This window comes from Falsiroseomonas algicola, from assembly GCF_011040385.1.
Classification (GTDB): Bacteria; Pseudomonadota; Alphaproteobacteria; order Acetobacterales; family Acetobacteraceae; genus Falsiroseomonas; species Falsiroseomonas algicola.
This window is the reverse complement of sequence record NZ_JAAIKB010000012.1, coordinates 106,216-124,231: the sequence shown is the minus strand read 5'-3', so window position 1 is coordinate 124,231 and position 18,016 is coordinate 106,216. Positions and strand designations below refer to the sequence as shown.

Annotated in this window: 16 protein-coding genes; 6 read left to right on the top strand and 10 right to left on the bottom strand. The window is 70.8% G+C overall.

The features are described from left to right. Nucleotide 1: 1 nt before the first annotated feature. The 6 genes from G3576_RS23780 to G3576_RS23755 all read right to left on the bottom strand — a co-directional run bounded on the left by G3576_RS23780 (nucleotide 2) and on the right by G3576_RS23755 (nucleotide 5,651). On the bottom strand, nucleotides 2-1,132 hold the full coding sequence (locus G3576_RS23780; RefSeq protein WP_164696962.1) for an iron-containing alcohol dehydrogenase: 1,131 nt from the start codon (nucleotides 1,130-1,132) through the stop codon (nucleotides 2-4). Then, complete coding sequence (pdxA, locus tag G3576_RS23775; protein ID WP_164696961.1) at nucleotides 1,132-2,148, bottom strand: 4-hydroxythreonine-4-phosphate dehydrogenase PdxA; 1,017 nt, start codon at nucleotides 2,146-2,148, stop codon at nucleotides 1,132-1,134. Before pdxA ends, G3576_RS23780 begins: the two co-directional genes overlap by 1 nt. Then, nucleotides 2,145-3,227, bottom strand: a complete 1,083-nt coding sequence (locus G3576_RS23770) for a four-carbon acid sugar kinase family protein (RefSeq protein ID WP_164696960.1) — start codon at nucleotides 3,225-3,227, stop codon at nucleotides 2,145-2,147. The genes pdxA and G3576_RS23770 overlap by 4 nt, the downstream gene beginning before the upstream one ends. Further along, nucleotides 3,227-4,090: an IclR family transcriptional regulator gene (locus G3576_RS23765; RefSeq protein ID WP_164696959.1), complete on the bottom strand. Its 864-nt coding sequence runs from the start codon at nucleotides 4,088-4,090 to the stop codon at nucleotides 3,227-3,229. Before G3576_RS23765 ends, G3576_RS23770 begins: the two co-directional genes overlap by 1 nt. Before the next feature lie 101 nt (nucleotides 4,091-4,191). After that, a complete protein-coding gene (locus G3576_RS23760) occupies nucleotides 4,192-4,869 on the bottom strand; it encodes an SDR family NAD(P)-dependent oxidoreductase (protein WP_235952393.1) in 678 nt (225 codons plus the stop codon). Between the two features lie 5 nt (nucleotides 4,870-4,874). After that, nucleotides 4,875-5,651, bottom strand: coding sequence for an enoyl-CoA hydratase/isomerase family protein (locus G3576_RS23755; protein WP_164696957.1), 777 nt, complete (start codon nucleotides 5,649-5,651; stop codon nucleotides 4,875-4,877). Between the two features lie 119 nt (nucleotides 5,652-5,770). Here G3576_RS23755 and G3576_RS23750 point away from each other — a divergent pair, with 119 nt between their 5' ends. Then, nucleotides 5,771-7,246: an AMP-binding protein gene (locus G3576_RS23750; protein ID WP_164696956.1), complete on the top strand. Its 1,476-nt coding sequence runs from the start codon at nucleotides 5,771-5,773 to the stop codon at nucleotides 7,244-7,246. Here G3576_RS23750 and G3576_RS23745 read toward each other — a convergent pair. Genes G3576_RS23745 through G3576_RS23735 form a run of 3 tightly spaced genes read right to left on the bottom strand, consistent with a single transcriptional unit; the run spans nucleotide 7,243 to nucleotide 10,314 of the window. Then, nucleotides 7,243-8,238: a membrane dipeptidase gene (locus G3576_RS23745; RefSeq protein WP_164696955.1), complete on the bottom strand. Its 996-nt coding sequence runs from the start codon at nucleotides 8,236-8,238 to the stop codon at nucleotides 7,243-7,245. The genes G3576_RS23750 and G3576_RS23745 overlap by 4 nt on opposite strands. A gap of 26 nt (nucleotides 8,239-8,264) precedes the next feature. Next, nucleotides 8,265-8,867 carry a 2-hydroxychromene-2-carboxylate isomerase gene (locus tag G3576_RS23740; RefSeq protein ID WP_164696954.1) on the bottom strand — a complete coding sequence of 201 codons (603 nt, stop codon included), beginning with the start codon at nucleotides 8,865-8,867 and terminating at the stop codon, nucleotides 8,265-8,267. Beyond that, nucleotides 8,854-10,314 carry an NAD(P)-binding domain-containing protein gene (locus tag G3576_RS23735; RefSeq protein ID WP_164696953.1) on the bottom strand — a complete coding sequence of 487 codons (1,461 nt, stop codon included), beginning with the start codon at nucleotides 10,312-10,314 and terminating at the stop codon, nucleotides 8,854-8,856. Before G3576_RS23735 ends, G3576_RS23740 begins: the two co-directional genes overlap by 14 nt. Nucleotides 10,315-10,498: 184 nt before the next feature. Between G3576_RS23735 and G3576_RS23730 the strand changes: the two genes are divergently transcribed. The 4 genes from G3576_RS23730 to G3576_RS23715 are packed head-to-tail and all read left to right on the top strand — an operon-like array spanning nucleotide 10,499 to nucleotide 15,709. Beyond that, on the top strand, nucleotides 10,499-11,590 hold the full coding sequence (locus G3576_RS23730; RefSeq protein WP_207623011.1) for an ATP-NAD kinase family protein: 1,092 nt from the start codon (nucleotides 10,499-10,501) through the stop codon (nucleotides 11,588-11,590). A 29-nt stretch (nucleotides 11,591-11,619) separates the two neighbouring features. Further along, nucleotides 11,620-13,014, top strand: coding sequence for an aminomethyl-transferring glycine dehydrogenase subunit GcvPA (gcvPA, locus tag G3576_RS23725; RefSeq protein WP_207623010.1), 1,395 nt, complete (start codon nucleotides 11,620-11,622; stop codon nucleotides 13,012-13,014). After that, on the top strand, nucleotides 13,011-14,561 hold the full coding sequence (gene gcvPB, locus G3576_RS23720; RefSeq protein ID WP_164696952.1) for an aminomethyl-transferring glycine dehydrogenase subunit GcvPB: 1,551 nt from the start codon (nucleotides 13,011-13,013) through the stop codon (nucleotides 14,559-14,561). Before gcvPA ends, gcvPB begins: the two co-directional genes overlap by 4 nt. Continuing rightward, entirely contained in the window at nucleotides 14,558-15,709 is a 1,152-nt protein-coding gene (locus G3576_RS23715) for an NAD(P)/FAD-dependent oxidoreductase (protein WP_164696951.1), read from the top strand. Before gcvPB ends, G3576_RS23715 begins: the two co-directional genes overlap by 4 nt. Here the strand turns inward: G3576_RS23715 and G3576_RS23710 are convergent. Next, nucleotides 15,687-16,490, bottom strand: coding sequence for an IclR family transcriptional regulator domain-containing protein (locus G3576_RS23710; protein WP_164696950.1), 804 nt, complete (start codon nucleotides 16,488-16,490; stop codon nucleotides 15,687-15,689). The two genes, G3576_RS23715 and G3576_RS23710, sit on opposite strands and share 23 nt — an antisense overlap. Nucleotides 16,491-16,679: 189 nt before the next feature. On the opposite strand from G3576_RS23710, the gene G3576_RS23705 reads away from it, so the two are divergent. Then, on the top strand, nucleotides 16,680-18,011 hold the full coding sequence (locus G3576_RS23705; RefSeq protein WP_164696949.1) for an ABC transporter substrate-binding protein: 1,332 nt from the start codon (nucleotides 16,680-16,682) through the stop codon (nucleotides 18,009-18,011). The last annotated feature ends 5 nt before the right edge of the window (nucleotides 18,012-18,016 follow it).

Sequence of the window (18,016 nt, the reverse complement as noted above, 5' to 3'; positions counted from 1 at the left end):
CTCAGAAGGCGCGGCGGTAGATCGCGAGGATCTCCGCCGCGCTGATGTCGCGGGGGTTGTTATCCAGCAGGCGGCGGATGGCGTGGGCCTCCTGCGCCATCGATTCCAGCGAGGCTTCCGGCACGCCGAGGGCGGAGAGGCGCATCTCGATGCCGAGCTTCGCGCAGAAGGCGTGGGTCGCCTCGCGCACCACGCTCTCCTCGCTGCTGGCGGGAAGGCCGAGCGCCTGCAGCACCAGCGCGGTCTTCTCTGCCATCACCGGCGCGTTGAAGGCGAGTGTATGCGGGAAGACCAGCGCGCAGGCATGGCCATGGGCGATGTGCTGGCGCGTGCCGAGCGGATAGGCCACGGCATGGCCCGCCGTGGTGTTCACCGGGCCGAGACAGTAGCCGCCATAGAGCGAGGCGAGCATGAGGCCCGCCCGCGCTTCCGTATCGCTGCCATCGGCGACGGCGCGGGCGAGGTACCGGCCGACGAGGCGGATGCCCTCCAGCGCATAGAGGTCGATCAGCGGATGCGCGCGCTTGCTGGTGAAGGCCTCCACGCAATGCGCCATGGCATCCACGCCGGTGGCGGCGGTGACGGCGGGCGGGACGCTCATGGTGAGTTCCGCGTCCACCACGGCGAGGTCGGCCAGCATGTGGCGGCTCTGCACCGCCAGCTTCTGCTCCGTCGCGGGATCGGTGACGAGGGAGCGCGTGCCGGCCTCGCTGCCCGTGCCCGCCGTGGTCGGGACCTGGGCGAGCTTGACGCTGCGGCCCTTCACCTTCTCCGGCCCCACCACCTCATGCAGCGTCTGGCCGCTGCCGGGTAGCACGGCGACGAGCTTGGCGAGGTCGAGCGCGCTGCCGCCGCCGAAGCCGACGACGAGTTGCGGCTTGAATGCCTCCGCCATGGCCAGCGCGGCATGCAGGTTCGGCAGGTCGGGTTCCGGCTTCACCTGGCCGAAGATGGCGACTTCCCCCGGCAGGCCCAGCACATCGACGCGCTTCGCGTTGAAGCCGCCGCTGACGACGAGCGTGCGGGTGATCCCGTGCTCCCGCGCCCATTGGCCGACGATGCCGACGGTGCCGGCGCCGAATTCCAGGCGCGTCGGGCGCAGGATCTCGATGGGGCGGAGAAGGTCGGTCATCAGGCGGCTCCGGCGGCGAGTTGCTCGGCATATTCGATGGCTTCGATCAGGCTGGTCTCGCTGGCGATGCCCTTGCCGGCGATGTCGAAGGCGGTGCCGTGATCGACGGAAGTGCGGATGACGGGAAGGCCGAGCGTCACGTTCACGCCCGACAGCGCCTCCCACTTCCCGGTCTTCGGATCGACGTTGAAGCCGAGCAGCTTGACCGGGATGTGGCCCTGGTCGTGGTACATCGCGACGACGGCGTCATACTGGCCGGCGCGCAGCTTCACGAAGACGGTGTCGCCCGGGATGGGGCCCAGCACGTCCATGCCATCGGCGACGGCCTGGGCAATCGTCGGCTCCGTCACATCGATGTCCTGGCGGCCGAAGAGCCCGCCCTCCCCCGCATGCGGGTTCAGCGCGGCGACGGCGATGCGCGGCTTGGCGATGCCAAGGCGCTTCAGCGCCCCATGGGTCAGGTCCAGCACGCGGCGGATGCGCTCGGGCGTGGCGCGCTTCGGCACCTCCTCCAGCGCGCAATGCGTGGTCACATGGCTGACGCGCATGTTGCCATGCGCCAGCAGCATGACGCTGCCCTTCACGCCGGTCAGCTCCGCCAGCATCTCCGTATGCCCGGCATAGTGGTAGCCGGCATTGTTCAGCGCTTCCTTGTTGAGCGGCGCGGTGACGATGGCGCCGACGCGGCCTTCCATGGCCAGCTTCACGCCCTGCTCGATGGCGAGATAGGCGAAGCGCCCGGCCTCCGCCGCCACCTGGCCCTGGATGATGGGCGCGCGCTCCTCGCCAGCCTGCAGGAAGGCCAGCGCGGGCCAATCGTCATCGACCGGCACATGCGGGATGGGCGGCGCGCCGAGCGCGGCGCGGGCCTGTTCCAGCGCGGTGCCATGGCCGATGACGAGCAGCTTGAGGTCACCGGCGGCGAGACGTGGCGCCAACGCCGTGCAGGCCTTGACGATGATCTCCGGCCCGATGCCGGCGGGGTCGCCCATGGTGATGGCGAGGTGGCGGCTCATGCGACTTCGATTCCCGTCAGAAGACCGTTCGCCGCCAGCAGGTCGCGCCACAGCGCGTCGCCGCCGAAGGCACCGGATTTGGAGATGACCTCGACCCCGTCCCAGCGCCCGCCGAGCAGGCGGGACCGCGGCACGCCGGGGGCGAGCAGGCTGGTGGCTTCCAACGCCTTGGCACCCAGCGCCTGGCAGAGCGCGCGCAGCGTCTCCCCGCCCGCCACGATCAGCGTGCCGGGGCGCGGCAGCGCGACGACCAGCGCGCGCAGCGCCGTGGCGATGGCGAGCGCGGCGGCCGGGCGGGCCGTGCCCTCCGGCAGGGAGAAGCCGGCCAGGGCGGCGCCCTCGGCCTGCATCAGGGCGCGCAACCGCGCCGCACTCTCGGCGCCGCCATCGGGCAGGCGCAGCGCCAGCTTGCCGCAGGCGGCCAGTTGCCGCGCCGTGACGCCCTGGTCGGAGCCGAAGAGGCCGAGCACCGGGCCGCGCAGCCCCGTGTCGCGCAAGGCGGGTCGGGCGCTGGCCAGCGCGCCGGCCAGGCCGCCGCTGCCGCACCACAGCACCGGGCCATCGGCAGCGCGGAAGCGCGCGACGATGCGGGCCAGGTCGCCGTCATCTTCCGCATCGCAGAGCACGATGCCCTGCGGCAGCGGGCCGCTGGCGGGCAGCGGGCGGGGCTGCAGCCCTTCCTGCGCCAGCAGCGCGGGCAGCGCCGCGCGGGCAGTCCAGCCGGCGCCGTCGCGCGCATATTGCGTCCCGTGGCGCGTCACGCGGCCCATGGCGGGGAAGGCAGGCGCCAGCACGACATGACGGAAGCCGTCGCGGCACGCCGCGAGTTCCGCGATGGGGTGGCCGCGCAGCAGGCTGTCGACCTTCTTGAAGGCGATGGCGGCACCGCCGAGCATCGGCGCCGCCGCGCGCGTCGCGACCAGCGCGGCACCCCGCGCGGCCTCCCGCGTCCCGGTATCGATCGCGAGGTTGCCGGGCGGGCTGCCGTCCCACGCCACGCGCACGGGGCCGAAGAGGCCGGTGAATTCCGCGGCGCTGTCCAGCGCGCCGGTCAGGTCATCGGCCAGCAGGCGCAGCATCAGCCCCCGCCCCGCGTCACGGCGATGGCGCCGAGGGAAAGCCGCACACCCTCCCCCAGCTCGGCCGCGATGCGCAGCGCCTGCGGCGCGGCGTCGGCGACGAAATCCTCGATGGAGGCCCGGCCCGCCGCGATGGTCATGCTGATGCCGGCGATGGGCCGGCCACGCCCATCCAGCACCGGCGCGGCGACGGTGCGCAGGCCGTAGGCGTTCTCGCCATCCGAGACCGCGTAGCCCTGCGCCCGTACCTGCGCGAGGCGCTCCATCAAGGCATCGAGGTCGGTGATGGTGCGTTCCGACAGCATGAGGCGCGGCACGGCGGCGAGCTGCGCGTGCTGTTCCGCCAACGGCAGCCAGGCCAGCATCGCCTGGCCCAGCGCCGTCGCATAGGCGCCGATGCGCGTGCCGGCGCGACGCACCAGGCCGTGGCGTTCCAGCCCCGCCTCCACGCGCGCGAGATAGACGACCTCCCCCTGCTCCAGCATGCCAAGCGAGGCGGCATCGGCGTGCGCCGGCACGACTTCCTTCAGCAGCGGCGTGGCGTGGCCGGGAAGATCATCGGCGGAGAGCGCGGCGAAGCCGAGTTCCAGGCATTTCAGCGTCAGCCTGAAGCGTCGCGTGCCGGGCACCGCGCGGAGATGTCCGAGATCGGCCAGCGTATGGACCAGGCGATAGGCGGTGCCGCGATCGAGGCCGCTGCGCGCCGCAACCCCCGCCAGAGTCTGCTCCGGATGGTCCGCGGTGAAGCTGCGCAGCACGGCGAAGACCTTGGCGACGGACTGCACCTGGTTCTTCGGATTGTCCAGGGCACGCGTGGTGGCGCCGCGCGGCGTGGCTCCGGTGCTGTCCTGCGCGAGGCTCATCGGCCGCGGCGTCCCTTCCCCATCCATCGGAATCCGAACTTTTGTTCGGAACCGATGCCTAGCGTTACGCCCGCGGCGCAGTCCGCGTCAAGCCGGGTGATTCAGAGGGAGGCGCCGCCGCAGATCATGATCTGCTGGCCGGTGATGGCGGCTGCCTCCGGCCCCAGCAGGAAGCCGACGAGCGCCGCCACTTCCTCCGGCCGGATGAAGCGGCCGATGGGTGGCGCCTTGGGCTGCATGGAGGCGCGGGCGGGGTCGCGCAGCATGGGCGTATCGGTGACGCCGGGTGCGACGACGTTCACCGTGATGCCGCGCGGCGCGAGCTCGGCGGCGAAGGAGCGCGCGAGGCCGACCAGCGCCGCCTTGGTCGCGGCGTAATAGGCGCGGCCCGGCGCGCCGCCGGAGGTGCGCGATCCCACGAAGACGACGCGGCCGCCCGTTTCCATGCGCGGGATCAGCGCATCGGCCAGCCGCGCGGCGACATCGACATGCAGGCGCCAGAGCTGGTCGCCCGTCTCCGGCTTCATCGCGCCCAGCGCCTCCGCCCGCATCAGCCCGGCGGCATGCACCAGGGCGTGGGGCGCCAAGCCGTCGAGCGCTGGCGCCAGCGCCTCGGGATCGAGGAGATCAACGGCGCGATGCGTGTAGCCGTCGCCCGCCCAATCCGGCGCCTTGCGGCTGAGGCCGGTGACCTGCCAGCCATCGGTGATGAGGCGCTGCGCGATGGCGGCGCCGATGCCGGAGGAGGCGCCGGTGACGAGGGCGTGCCGAGTGGACATGGAGATCATCGCGCCTTGTTCAGGAATTCGCCCATGACGCGCTGCGGCTCCCCGGCATCGAAGGCCTGGCGATGCAGCAGCCGCGCGGCTTCCATCGTCTCGTCGAAGCTCGCCTGCGTCGCGGCACAGAAGCGCTGCTTGTTCAGCTTGAAGGCCAGTGGCGGCTTGGCGGCCAGTTCGGCGGCAATGGAGAGTGCCGTCGGCAGCACCGCTTCCGGCTCGACCAGATGGTGGAGGATGCCGATGCGGTAGCATTCCTCCGCGGAGGCGAGGCGGCCGGTCAGCACCATCTCGATCGCGCGGGACAGGCCCAGCATCTCCCGCATGATCCAGAAGCCGGTGGCGCTGACCATGCCGGAATTGATCTCCGGCTGGCCCATGCGCGATCCGGCATGACCCACGCGAATATCGCCGAGCAGCGCGGTCTGGAAGGCGGAGCCAGCGGCGAGGCCGTTCAGCGCGATGACCATCGGCTTCTCGAAGCGCCGCATGGCGCCGTAGAGGCGACGCCATTCCTCGATCCATTCCTCGGCGCGGGCGCCGTCGAAGGTCTTGCCTTCGTTCAGATCCTGCCCGGCGCAGAAGGCGCGCGGGCCGGTGCCGGTGAGGACGAAGGCGCGGATGGCGGGATCGCTGTTGGCGCCGTTGATGAGCGAGACGAGCCGCGCGCGCATCGGCGCGTTCCAGGCATTCAGCCGTTCCGGCCGGTTGAGCGTGACGAGCAGCGTGCCGTCCCGGTTCTCCGCCACCACCTGGCGTTCAACCTCGGCGTCGATGGTCATGCAGCGTCTCCCCGCGTCGCGGCGGATGCTTCCACCGGCGCGGCGACAGCGTCAAGCGCGGGGCCGGTCGATTGACGCGGCGCGGGGCCCGCGGGAGCATCGCGGCAGGAGGGCCATGCATGCAGCAGGGCGTGCCGCCGCCGGGCGGGTTTCTCGAGCTGTTCCGCGCAATCGCCGCGGCGGAGCCGGCGCGGATCTTCGCGCTGGTGGATGGGGCGCCGCTCGATTTCGGGACGCTGGATGCGCGCAGCGATGCCATGGCGGCGGCGCTGCGGGGCCTGGGCGCGGCGCGCGGCGATCGCGTGGCGGTGATGCTGCCGAATGGCGCAGGGGCGCTGGCACTGGTCTTCGCGCTGGCCAAGGCGGGGCTGGTCTGGGTGCCGCTGAACACGGCGCTGGTCGGGGACGGGCTGCGCTACATACTGGGCCATGCGCGGCCGCGCCTGGTGGTGGCAGATACGGCGCTGCTGGACGTGCTGGCCGGCATCGAGGGCGTGGTGACGCTGGCGGCGCTGGAAGCCGCGCCGCCCGCGCGGTTCGAGGCCGTGCTGCCCGACCCCGCCGATGACTTCGCCATCGGCTACACCAGCGGCACCACCGGCCCGCCCAAAGGCGTGCGCGTCTCCCACCGCATGCTGCGCCTGGCGGGAGAGGGCGTGCTGCTGGTGTCCGAGGCGCGGGACGGCGACGTGATGTTCATGTGGGAGCCCCTGTATCACATCGGCGGCGCGCAGATGGTGGTGGTGCCGCTGCTGCGGCGCGCCATGCTGCACCTGGTGCCGCGCTTCTCCGCGAGCCGCTTCTGGGAGGAGGTGATCGCGGCCGGCGCCACGCATATCCACTACCTCGGCGGCATATTGCAGATCCTGCTGAAGCAGGAGCCGCATCCGAAGGAACGCGCGCATCGCGTGCGCGTGGCCTGGGGTGGCGGCGCGCCGCCCGAGATCTGGGACGCGGTGCGGGCCCGCTTCGGCGTGGAGCTGCGCGAATGCTACGGGATGACGGAGGCCAGCAGCTTCAGCACGGCGAACCGCAACGGCGCGCAGGGCTCCGTCGGCACCGCGATGCCGTGGTTCACCGTCTCGCTGCTCGGCCCGCCGGGGGAGCGCGGCGAGATCGTGGTGCGCGCGCATGATCCGCTGGCGCTGACGCGGGGCTACCTCGACAATCCCGAGGCCACCGCGAAGGCGCTGCGCGACGGCGCGCTGCATACGGGCGACCAGGGGTCCTTCGATGCGGCGGGCAACCTGTTCTTCCACGGCCGCCTCTCCGACAGCGCACGGGTGCGGGGCGAGAATGTCGGGGCGTGGGAGGTGGAAAGCGTCGCGGCCCAGCATCCCGCCATCGCGGATTGCGCGATGATCGGCGTGGCGGCCGAGGTGGGGGAGCAGGAGATCAAGCTCTTCGTCCAGCCGAAGCCCGGCGTGGTGCTGGACCCGGCGGCGCTTTCCGCCTGGCTGGAGACGCGCCTCGCCCGCCACCAGCGGCCGCGCTATATCGCGGTGGTGGCGGCATTCGAGCGCACGCCGAGCCAGCGCATCATGAAGCACCGGCTTTCGCGCGCGACCGACGATGCCTGGGACCGGATGGCCTAGCCGCCCCAGACACGCTCCAGCAGCTTGAGCCAGTTGCGGCCCAGAAGCTTCAGGATCAGGTCCTCGCTCCATCCGCGCTTCACCATCGCCGCCGTGATGTGCGGCATCTCATGGATGCGCTGGATGCCGCGGGGCTTGCTGATCTTGGCGGTCGCGAATTCCGTCAGGTTGCGCGCCGTGCCTTTGTCCCGGCTGGCGTAGTTCTGGTAGGGGCCAGGGCGCGGATGGTCCAGGCTGAAATCGGCGCCGAGGCCGACATGATCCTCGCCGACCAGCGCCAGCACATGCTCCATCGCGTCGATGTAGTCCTCCACCGTCGCGTCATTGCCGCGGCGCAGCCCGGGGGCGAAGAGGCTGATGCCGATGATGCCGTCGGCCTCCGCGCAGGCTTTCAGCAGCGCATCGGTCTTGTTGCGCGGCACGTCATGCAGCGCGCGGGGCAGGACATGGCTGATGGCGCAGGGCTGCCTGGACCAGGCGATGGCATCGAAGCTCGTTTTCTCTCCGACATGGGAGAGGTCGCAGAGCACGCCGACGCGGTTCATCTCATGCACCACTTCCCGGCCGAAGCCGGTCAGGCCGGAATCGGTCAGCTCCAGGTAGCCGGCGCCGGAATAGTTCTGCGTGTTGTAGGTCAGCTGCATGATGCCGACGCCGAGATCCTTGAAGATCCCGATGTCCTGCAGCCGGTCCTCGATGGGCGATGTGTTCTGCCAGCCGATGCTGATGCCCGTCCGCCCTTCCCGCTTGGCGGCGTGGATATCGGCCACCGTCTTCACCGGCCGGAGCAAATCGGCATTCTCTGCCAGCATGCGCCGCCAGTCGCTGATGTTGTCGAGCCCGCCGCGCAGATCCTCCCACAGCACGGAGGCCGCGTTCACGGCGGTAACGCCGCCGGCCTTCATCTCCTCGAAGATGGTGCGGGACCAGTTGCAGGTGGAGAGGCCATCGAAGACGACCGCGCGCGCATGCAGCGCGCTAGCGCGTTCCATGATGGCGGGATCCTCATGCGCCAGCATCACGCGGCCTTCGCCAAAGCGCGATCGACGAAATCCAGGCGATCCTGGCCCCAGAACAGCTCGTCATTCACGACATAGGTGGGCGTGCCGAAGATGCCGCGCCGCTCGGCCTCCGCCAGATTGCCGTGCCAGGTCTCGATGTGGCGGGGCAGCGCGGGGTCGCGGACCAGCGCGGCGCCTTCCTCCCCGACCGTGCCGCGCGCCAGTTCCCGCAGCGTTTCCACATCCGCGATGTCGCGATCCTCGGCCCAGAGGGCGCGCTGCACGGCGAAGCTGAAGGCAGGCGCATCCAGCCCCGCTTCCTGCACCGCGATCACGGCCTGGGCCGCGGTCTCGATGGTGCGGCAGGGGTAGAAGCGCGGCGTCAGGTTCAGCTTCATGCCGAGATGCTCGCGCCAGCGCGAGAGTTCCAGCGCGTGGTAGTCCTGCCGCGGCTGGGCGCGGGTGCGCAGCGGGATGCCGCCATTCGCCTCGATCACGCGGATGGGGCGCAGCACGATGCGCGCGCCGTGCTTGCGCGCGATGGACCAGAGCTGCGGCGTGCCGAGATAGGCCCAGGGGGAGGAGATGCCGTAGAAGACCAGGATCTCAGGCTGCGGCATCGTCCTCACTCTCCAGGGGGCCGGTCCAGGGCGTCCATTCGTCGCCTTGCAACTCGGCGGTATCGTAGCGGTCGAACTGGTCGCGGATCAGGGCGCGATCCTCGACGAAGAGGCTGCGGGCCATCGCCTCCGCCAGGCGGCGCGCACCCTCGCTGACCGAGGGGATGCCGCTGGTGAGCTTGCCGTGCGACAGCACCGCGGGGAAGGTGAAGCAGGCGATGCGCGACAGGCCGGGACAGGCGCCGGGCAGGCGTTCCTGGAACTCGAAGCCCGGGCCGAGGTCGGGGTGCTGCGCCAGCGCCTCGTCACGTTCCTCCGGCGGGGGCGTGTAGCTGTCCGCCCAGCGGCGGATATGCGGCGCGATGGCCTGCAATTCCGGCCGCGTCTCCGGCGCGATGGCGAAGCCGGTGGCGAGGATGAGGAAATCCAGCCGCAGCACGCCGCGCGGCGTCTCCACGCGGATCGCGCCGCGATCCTCCCGCGCCGCCAGGATCGGGCAGCCGAAGAGGAAGCGCGCATTGGGGAAGGCGGAGACGCGGAGGACGGATTGGCGCGGCGCGGGCAGCTGCGCGTCATTGGCCAGGCGGAAGAAGCGCCACTTGTCCGCCATGGGCAGACCCATGAAGCCATGCGCCATGCCCTTGCTGCCGATACCCGTGAACTTGTCGATGCGCGGCATCTGCGGGCGGCGGATCAGCATGTCCACGGAAGCGGCACCGGCTTCCAGTGCCACCGCCGCATTGTCCATGGCGGAGGCGCCGGCGCCGACCACGCCGACGCGCTTGCCGGCGAGCGAGGCGATCTCGATCGCCTCCGCCGAATGGGCCCAGAAGCGGCGCGGCAGGTCGCGCAGCGCGGCGGGCACGGCGGGACCGCCGAGGCCATCGATGCCGGTGGCCAGCACCACGCGCCGCGCGTGCAGCACACCCGTCTTCGTCACGATGCGGACGGGGCCATCAGGAAGCGGCTCGATCGCCAGAACCTCGACGCCGTTGCGGACCGGCAGCGCCAAGACGCGGCGGTACCAGACCATGTAGTCCATCCACATCGGGCGCGGGATGCGGAACATAGCCGCCCAGGCCTCCGGCCCCCACTGCGCCTCGAACCAGGCGCGGAAGGTGAGCGACGGGACGCCGAGCGCCGGCCCCGCGACCTCCTTCGCCGTGCGCAGGGTGCGCATGCGCGCCGTCGTCACCCAGGGGCCTTCCGTGCCGGCCTCCGCCCGGTCCAGCACCGCGAGCCGCGTGATGCCGAGGAAGCGGAGCGCGGCGGCGGCGCAGAGGCCCGAGAGTCCCCCGCCGATGACGGCGACATCCAGCAACTCGCCCGCCGCCCAGGGCGTCTCCGGCACCCAGGCCTTGGGCGGCAGGTTGAGCAGCGCGAGGTCGCGCGCGAGGCGCGCCTCCAGCGCGGGCAGGCCTTCGGGGGTGGAAGCGGTTTGCTGCATCGCGGCAAGGGTAGGACCGGCGGGCGCGCAGCCACAACCCTGTGGCGGCGCCGCGCGGGATGTCGGATGCTTCATCTTCAGGATTGCGCCGCCGCCCGAAGCCCCGCAGATTGTGCGTCTGGCGCATCGCTGTTCGCAGTGCGAACGCGCGGGAAACCGCGACGCGAACGCCGAGGGAGGCTTGGTGCGGCGGCTGGGCGTCATTGTGAACCCCATCGCGGGCATGGGCGGCAGGGTCGGGCTGAAGGGCACCGATGGGCCGGAGGTGCTGGCGCGTGCACGGGCGCTGGGGGCGGAACCCGTCTCCGGCCTGCGCGCGGCGCGGGCGCTGGCGGAGCTGCGCGGCGTGGCGGTGCTGGCGGCGCCCGGCGCGATGGGCGCGGAGCCCTGCGCCGCGGCGGGCCTGGCCTGCGCGGTGCTGGACGGCGTGACGCCGGATGCGCAGGGCACGCGCGAGGCGGCACGGGCGATGGAGGCGGCGGGTGTCGCGCTGATCCTCTTCGCCGGCGGCGACGGCACGGCGCGGGACGTGGCGGGCGTGGTCGGCACGCGCATCCCCGTGCTCGGCATCCCGACCGGCGTGAAGATGCAATCCGCGGTCTTCGCGACCAGCCCCGCGGCTGCGGGACGACTCGCCGCGCGCGTCATGGCGGGCGAGGCGCGGTTCCGGGAGGCGGAGGTCATGGACCTCGATGAGGAGGCGCTGCGCGCCGGCCGCGTCAGTCCGCGCCTGCATGGCGTGGCGCTGGTGCCGGAGGAACGCGCGCTGATGCAGGCGGGCAAGGCCGGCGCCGCCGTGCCGGATGAGGCGGCGCTGGACGCGCTGGCCCGGCGCATCGCCGGGGAGATGCAGCGCGGCCGGCTCTATGTGCTGGGCTGCGGCACGACGATGCGGCGCATCAAGCGCGCCATCGGCTTCGAGGGCACGCTGATGGGCGTGGATGTCGCGCTGGATGGCAGGCTGCTGGCGGCGGATGTGAGCGAGGCGCAGCTGCTGCGGCTGACGGAGCAGGCGCCGGCGACGGCCATCCTCGGCGTGACGGGCGGCCAGGGCTTCCTGCTCGGCCGCGGCAACCAGCAGCTCAGCGCCGCGGTGCTGCGGCGGATCGGGCGGGAGAACCTGGTGGTGGTGGCGGGGGCGATGAAGCTCGCGGCGCTCGATCCCGCCTGCCTGCATGTGGATACCGGCGACGCGACCATGGATGCGGAACTCTCGGGCTACATCGCGGTGCGCACCGCGCCCGACCGCAGCGCCATGATCAAGGTCGCCGCCTGAAGGAGATGAGGGACGTGACAGGAGAGAGCATGACGGCGCATCCCTGGATGGCCAATTCCGTGCCCGCGATCAAGGAGGCGATGCTGAAGGAGATCGGCGCGCCTTCGATCGAGGCGCTGTTCGAGCAGATCCCCGATAGCCACCGCACGAAGCACGATTTCGCCCTGCCGCCCGCGCTGCGGTCGGAGGTGGAGCTGCGGCGCCACATGCTGCAGCTGCTGGCGAAGAACCGGTCCTGCGAGGAGAACCTGTCGTTCCTCGGCGCCGGCATCTGGCAGCATCACGTCCCGGCCATCGTGGATGAAGTGGCGGGGCGGAGCGAGTTCCTGACCTCGGTCTGGGGCACGGCCATGTCGGACCATGGCCGCAACCAGGCCTGGTTCGAATTCTGCTCCCAGCTCGGCGAGCTGGTGGCGTGTGATTTCGTGGGCCTGCCCGTCTATTCCTGGGGCTGCGCGGCGGGCAATGCCATCCGCCTGGCGTCGCGGCTGAACGGGCGGCGGCGCGTGCTGGTGCCGGCCTGGATGGACCCGGAAAGGCTGGCGGTGATCCGGCAGTATTGCGAGCCGGAGGGGATGGCGAGCCACATCGCCGTGGTGACCGTGGCGCAGGATGCGGCGACGGGCCTGCTGGACCTCGCCGACCTCCGCGCGAAGATGAGCGACGGCGTCACCGCCGTCTATTTCGAGAATCCCTCCTTCCTCGGCCTGATCGAGACGCAGGGCGAGGCGATCGCGCAGATCGCGCACCAGGCGGGCGCGCAGGTGATCGTGGGCGTCGATCCCATCAGCCTCGGCGTGCTGGCGCCCCCGCCGGACTACGGCGCGGACATCGTCGTCGGCACCACGCAGACGCTGGGCGCGCATATGAGCGCGGGCGGCGGCGCGGGCGGCTTCATCGCATCGCGCGACGAGGAACGCTACGCGCGCGAATACCCGACGCTGAACATCTCCATCACCACCACGCGCAATCCCGGCGAGCACGGCTTCGCGCTGAGCCTGGCGCATCAATCGAGCTACGGGATGCGGGAACAGGGCAAGGACTGGACGGGCAATTCCGTCTATCTCACCGCCATCGCCAATGCCGTGTACATGTCGCTGATGGGACCGGAAGGTTTTCGCGAATTGGGCGAGCTGGTGCTGGCGCGGTCGCATGCGGCGGCGAAGCGGATCGCTTCGGTGCCGGGGATTTCGGTCCGCTGGGGCGGCGGGTTCTTCCGGGAATTCGTCGTGGACTTCAACGCCACCGGCAAGACGGTGGCGGTGGTGAACAAGGCGCTGTTGGCGAAAGGCATCTTCGGCGGCAAGGACCTGTCCGCCGATATCCCGGCGCTGGGGCAGAGCGCGCTCTACGCCGTGACGGAAATCCATTCGGCCGAGGACATCGAACGGCTGGCACTGGCACTCGAGGAAATCGTGCGATGAGCGGGACGCCGAAGCTGATCCACCAGGCGCGGTGGAACGAGCCCGTCGTGATGGAGATGGGCGTGAAGGGACGGCGCGGGATCGTCTTCCCGAAGGCCGAGGGCGATGCCGCGGCCCTCGTGCCCGCCGGCATGCGCCGCCGCAGCGCCCCTGCCCTGCCGGAAATGACGGAACACGACGTGCTGCGCCACTACCTGCACCTCTCGCAGCAGGTGCTGGGCATGATGGGCGTGAGCCTCTTCGGCACCTGCACCATGAAATACAACCCGCGCGTCAGCGAGGCCCTGGGCCTGCGGCCGCAGATGGCGGAGCTTCACCCGCTGCAGGATGACAGCACCCTGCAGGGGCTGCTGGAGATCGTGCACCGCTTCGACCTGATCCTGCGCGAACTGTCCGGCATGGACCAGTTCGTCTTCCAGGCCGCGGGCGGCGCGGATGCCGCCTATACCCATACCTGCGTCACGCGCGGCTATTTCGCGGCGAAGGGGGAGCTGGAGCAGCGGAACGAGATCATCACCTCCATCCAGGCGCATCCCTGCAACCCCGCCACCGCCGCGACCGCGGGGTTCAAGGTGGTGACCCTGATGCTGGAGGAGAACGGCTATCCGTCCATCGAGGCGCTGAAGGCCGCGCTGTCCAACCGCACCGCGGCGCTGATGATCAACAACCCCGACGACATGGGCGTCTACAACCCGCAGATCGCCGAATGGGTGAAGCTGGTGAAGCAGGCGGGTGGGTTGGCGTTCTACGACCACGCCAACTTCAACGGCGTGATGGGCCGCATCCGCGCGCGCGAACTCGGCTTCGATGCCTGCATGTTCATGCTGCACAAGACCTTCGGCGGCCCGAAGGGCGGCGGCGGGCCTGCCGTCGGCGCCTATGGCTGCTCCGCCGAACTGGCACCGTTCCTGCCCAAGCCGATCGTCGTGAAGGACGAGGCGACGGGCCTCTACCGCATGGATCACGACCGGCCGGATTCCGTCGGCAAGGTGAGGGAGTTCCTGGGCAACCTCCACATCGTCATGCGCGCCTATGCCTGGGCGCGGGCGATGGGCGCGGATGGCATCAAGGAAGCCGCCGATATCGCCGTGCTGGCCAACAACTACATGGAGAAGCGGCTGCTCGCGATCCCCGGCGTCGCGCGATCCAACCCGGAGGCCAAGACTTGGCGGATGGAGATGACGCGCTACGGGCTGGGGCCGCTGAAGGAGGAAACCGGGCTCGGCGTCATCGAAGTCGGCAACCGCATGACCGACTACGGGATCGACGCGCCCTGGCTCTCCCACGAGCCCTGGGTGGTGGCGGAGCCCTTCACGCCGGAAGCGGGAGAGCTGTGGTCGAAGGAGGATATCGACCTCTGGTGCGATGTCCTCGCCAAGGTGTGTGACGAAGCGCGCAGCGATCCGGAGATGGTACGCACGGCGCCCCACAACGCGCCGATCGGCCGCGTGGATAGCGAGGCGCCGGAGGATCCCGCGCGCTGGGCCACCACCTGGCGCGCCTGGCTGCGCAAGCGGGCAGCGCTGGCGCAGCAGGCGGCGGAGTGATCCAGCAGGCCGATGTCGCCATCATCGGTGGCGGCATCGTCGGCCTCTGCCTGGCGCGCAACCTGGCGATCGCCGGGCAGGACGTGCTGCTGCTGGATGAAGGCCGGCATGGCGGCGCCAACGCCAATGCCGGCAGCCTGCACGTCCAGATGCAGAGCCGCTTCCTGCGGATGTATCCGGACCTCGTGCCGAATCTCGAAGCGTCCTTGCCGCTCTATCCCGCGGCGGCGCGGCGCTGGGGAACACTGGCGGAGGAACTCGGCGCGGATGTGGAGCTGCGGCAGTCCGGCGGGCTGATGGTCTGCGAGGATGCGACGAGCTACGACTTCCTCGCCCGGAAATGCGCGCGGGAGGAGGAGCTGGGCCTGCGCGTGGAGATGCTGGACCGCGCGGCGGTGCGGCGCATCGCCCCCTATCTCGGCGACGCCGTGGTGGGCGCGGAGCTCTGCCATGACGAGGGCAAGCTGAACCCGCTGCTGGCGAACCAGGCGCTGTCGCGGGATTTGCGCGCGCGCGGCGTGCCGCATCGGCTGAAGACCTGGGTGGAGCGGATCGAGCGCGATGGCGCCGCGCTGCGCCTGACGCTTTCCGATGGCGGCGTGGTGCGCGCGGGGCGCGTGGTGCTGGCGGCGGGCGCGGGCACGGGCAGGCTGGCGGCGCAGATCGGCGGCCATGTGCCGACGGTCGCGGAGCCGCTGCACATGAACATCACCGAATCCGCGGCGCCACTCGTGAAACACCTGGTGCAGCATGCGGAGCGGATGATCACGCTGAAGCAGCTGGCGAGCGGCCAGGTGGTGATCGGCGGCGGCTGGCCGGCGCGATTCGCGGGCCCGGACCAGGCGCCGACCGTTCGCATGGACTCGCTCGTGCAGAACCTGACATTGGCGCAGCACATCGTGCCCAGCGTGCGCGAGCTGCGGCTGCTGCGCACATGGGCCGGCGTGAACACGACGACGGATGGGCAATGCGTGCTCGGGCCACTGGCCGCGGAGCCGCGCGTGCACATCGCCGTACCGGGCGATGCTGGCTACACGCTCGGCCCGCTGGTCGCCGACATGGCGGCGGCGATCCTGCTCGGCCGCGATCCCGGCTTTCCCGTGGCGCGCTTCACGCCGGATCGCTTCAGTCGCGGAGCGAGCGGTTGATGCGGTCCGCGGCCTCCAGCAATTCCGGCAGGAAGCGGCTGTGCAGCACCTCCGCCGTGACGCGCGACGACGGGCCGCAAACGTTCAACGCCGCCAGCACCGCGCCGCCCGGCGCGCGCAGCGGCACGGAGACGGAGCGCAGGCCGACTTCCAGTTCCTCATCCACGATGGAGAAGCCGTTGCGGCGCACCTCCTCGATGATCGCGCGGAGCTTCGCCTTCGACGTCACGGTGTTCGGCGTCAGCGCCGAGGGCTTCATCGTGGCCAGCGCCTGGGCCAGCGCCTGGTCGCCGAGGCCCGCGAGCAGCACGCGGCCGACGGAGGTCGCGTATGCCGGCAGGCGACGGCCGACCGCAATGCCGACGGCCACGACGCGACCCGGGGAGGGCGCATGCGCGACATAGAGCGCATCCTCCCCATCCAGCACGGCGGCGAAGGCCGCCTCGCCGAGCCGCATGGAGAGATCCGCCATGATGGGTCGCGCGATGTCCCAGAGGCCGAGCGAGGCGACCGCGGAATGGCCGAGTTCGAGCAGCTTCGCGGTCGGGCGGAATCGCCCGCCCTCCTGCTCCATGTAGCCGGCATGGGTGAAGGTCAGCAGGAAGCGGCGCGCAGTGGCGCGACTCAGGCCCGTGCGTTCCGCCACCTGCGACAGGGTCTGCCGCGGCGTCTGCCGGTCGAAGCTCCGCAGCACGTCGAGCGCGCGAAGAACGGACTGCACGATCTCCCGGTCCTCGCGAGGCTCGGGCGCATGCAGGTCGCGCGGGATCGCATCATCCATGGTGGTCTTGCCCATCGGGTCAGGCTGTTCGCAGCGCGAACATAGGTCGCGGGATTCCGGGCGGTCAACGCGGGAAATCCTCGGAAAGCCCCTTGCGGTGTCGTCACGGCCTGTTTCACACTGCGGTCAAGCGTTCGCTGTGCGGTCGCCGCCGGCGGGTGACGGAAGCAGGGAAGGAAGGGAAGAGACATGACCGAGACCACCCGCAGCGGCCTCTCTCGCCGCAGCCTGGGCACCGCGCTGGGCGCCGGCGCCATGGCGCTGGCCGCGCCAGGCGGCGCCCGCGCGCAGACGCCGACGACGCTTCGCTGGTGGTCGCCGCAGACGGCGCCGGCGCAGCGCGAGGCCTACAACTTCCAGATCCGCACCTTCGAGGAAGCGAATCCGGGCGTGCGCGTGGTGTTCGAGGCCACGTCGGATGAGGGCTATCCCGCGCAGATGGCGGCGGCCTTCGCCTCCGGCCAGGTGCCTTCCGTGGTCACGCACCTGCCCCACTTCGCGGTGGCGACCTACTGGCAGAACGGGTTGCTGGAGCCCTTCAACGACGTGATCGACATGATCGGGACGTCGAACTTCTACGATGGCGCGAACCGCATCTACGAGATCACTCAGGGCCAGTATGCCGGCACCGGCATCGGCAACTCCGCCGCCAACATGATGTGGCTGCGCAAGGATCTCATGCAGCGCGCCAACATCGCGGAGGCGCCGCGCACCTGGGACCAGCTTCGCGATGCCTGCCGGCGCATGCAGGGCGGCGGCGTCTTCGGCGCGCCCCTCCCCTATGCGCGCAACTCCATGACGAGCCTGATCTTCATCTGCTTCGTGCATGGCGCCGGCGGCAACATCTTCTCGCCCGACCTGCAGGTGACGGTGGACAGCGACGCCTTCCGCAACGCGCTGGAATTCTACAAGTCGATGCGGGAACTCTGCCCGCCGGGTGCAACCAACTATTCCTGGGGCGAGAGCCTGACGGCCTTCGTCGCCGGCGCGACGGCGACCGGCATCTACACGGGCCGCGTGCTGGCGAATGTCGCCGCGCAGAATCCGCGGATCGCGGACCATGTCACCTGCGCGCGCTATCCGACGATCTCCACGAATGTCGCGCCCTGGACCTTCAACGACTTCCCGAGCGTGATGATCCCGAAGGTCGCGCCGAACATCGCGCTGGCCAAGCGCTTCGCGGCGCATCTGTTCCGCGCCGATGGCTATATCCGCCAGCTGCATGCGGCGCCGGGCCATGTGCTGCCGGTGCTGAAGACGATCAGCGCCATGCCGCAATACCAGGAGAATGCGCTGATCCAGAAGTACCGTGCCGAAGTGGACCTGATGAGCGAAAGCGCCGCTGCGGGCCACAATCTCGGCTGGGAATCGCCGCGGCACCGGCCGAACACCGCGGCGGGACGCATCATCGCGAGCCACGTGCTGGCGGAGGCGGTGCAGCGCTACGTCATCAACAACGAGCCGATGGCGGCCGTGGTCTCCACCACCGCGCAGCGCCTCGAAGCGCTGATGCGCGGCTGATCCAG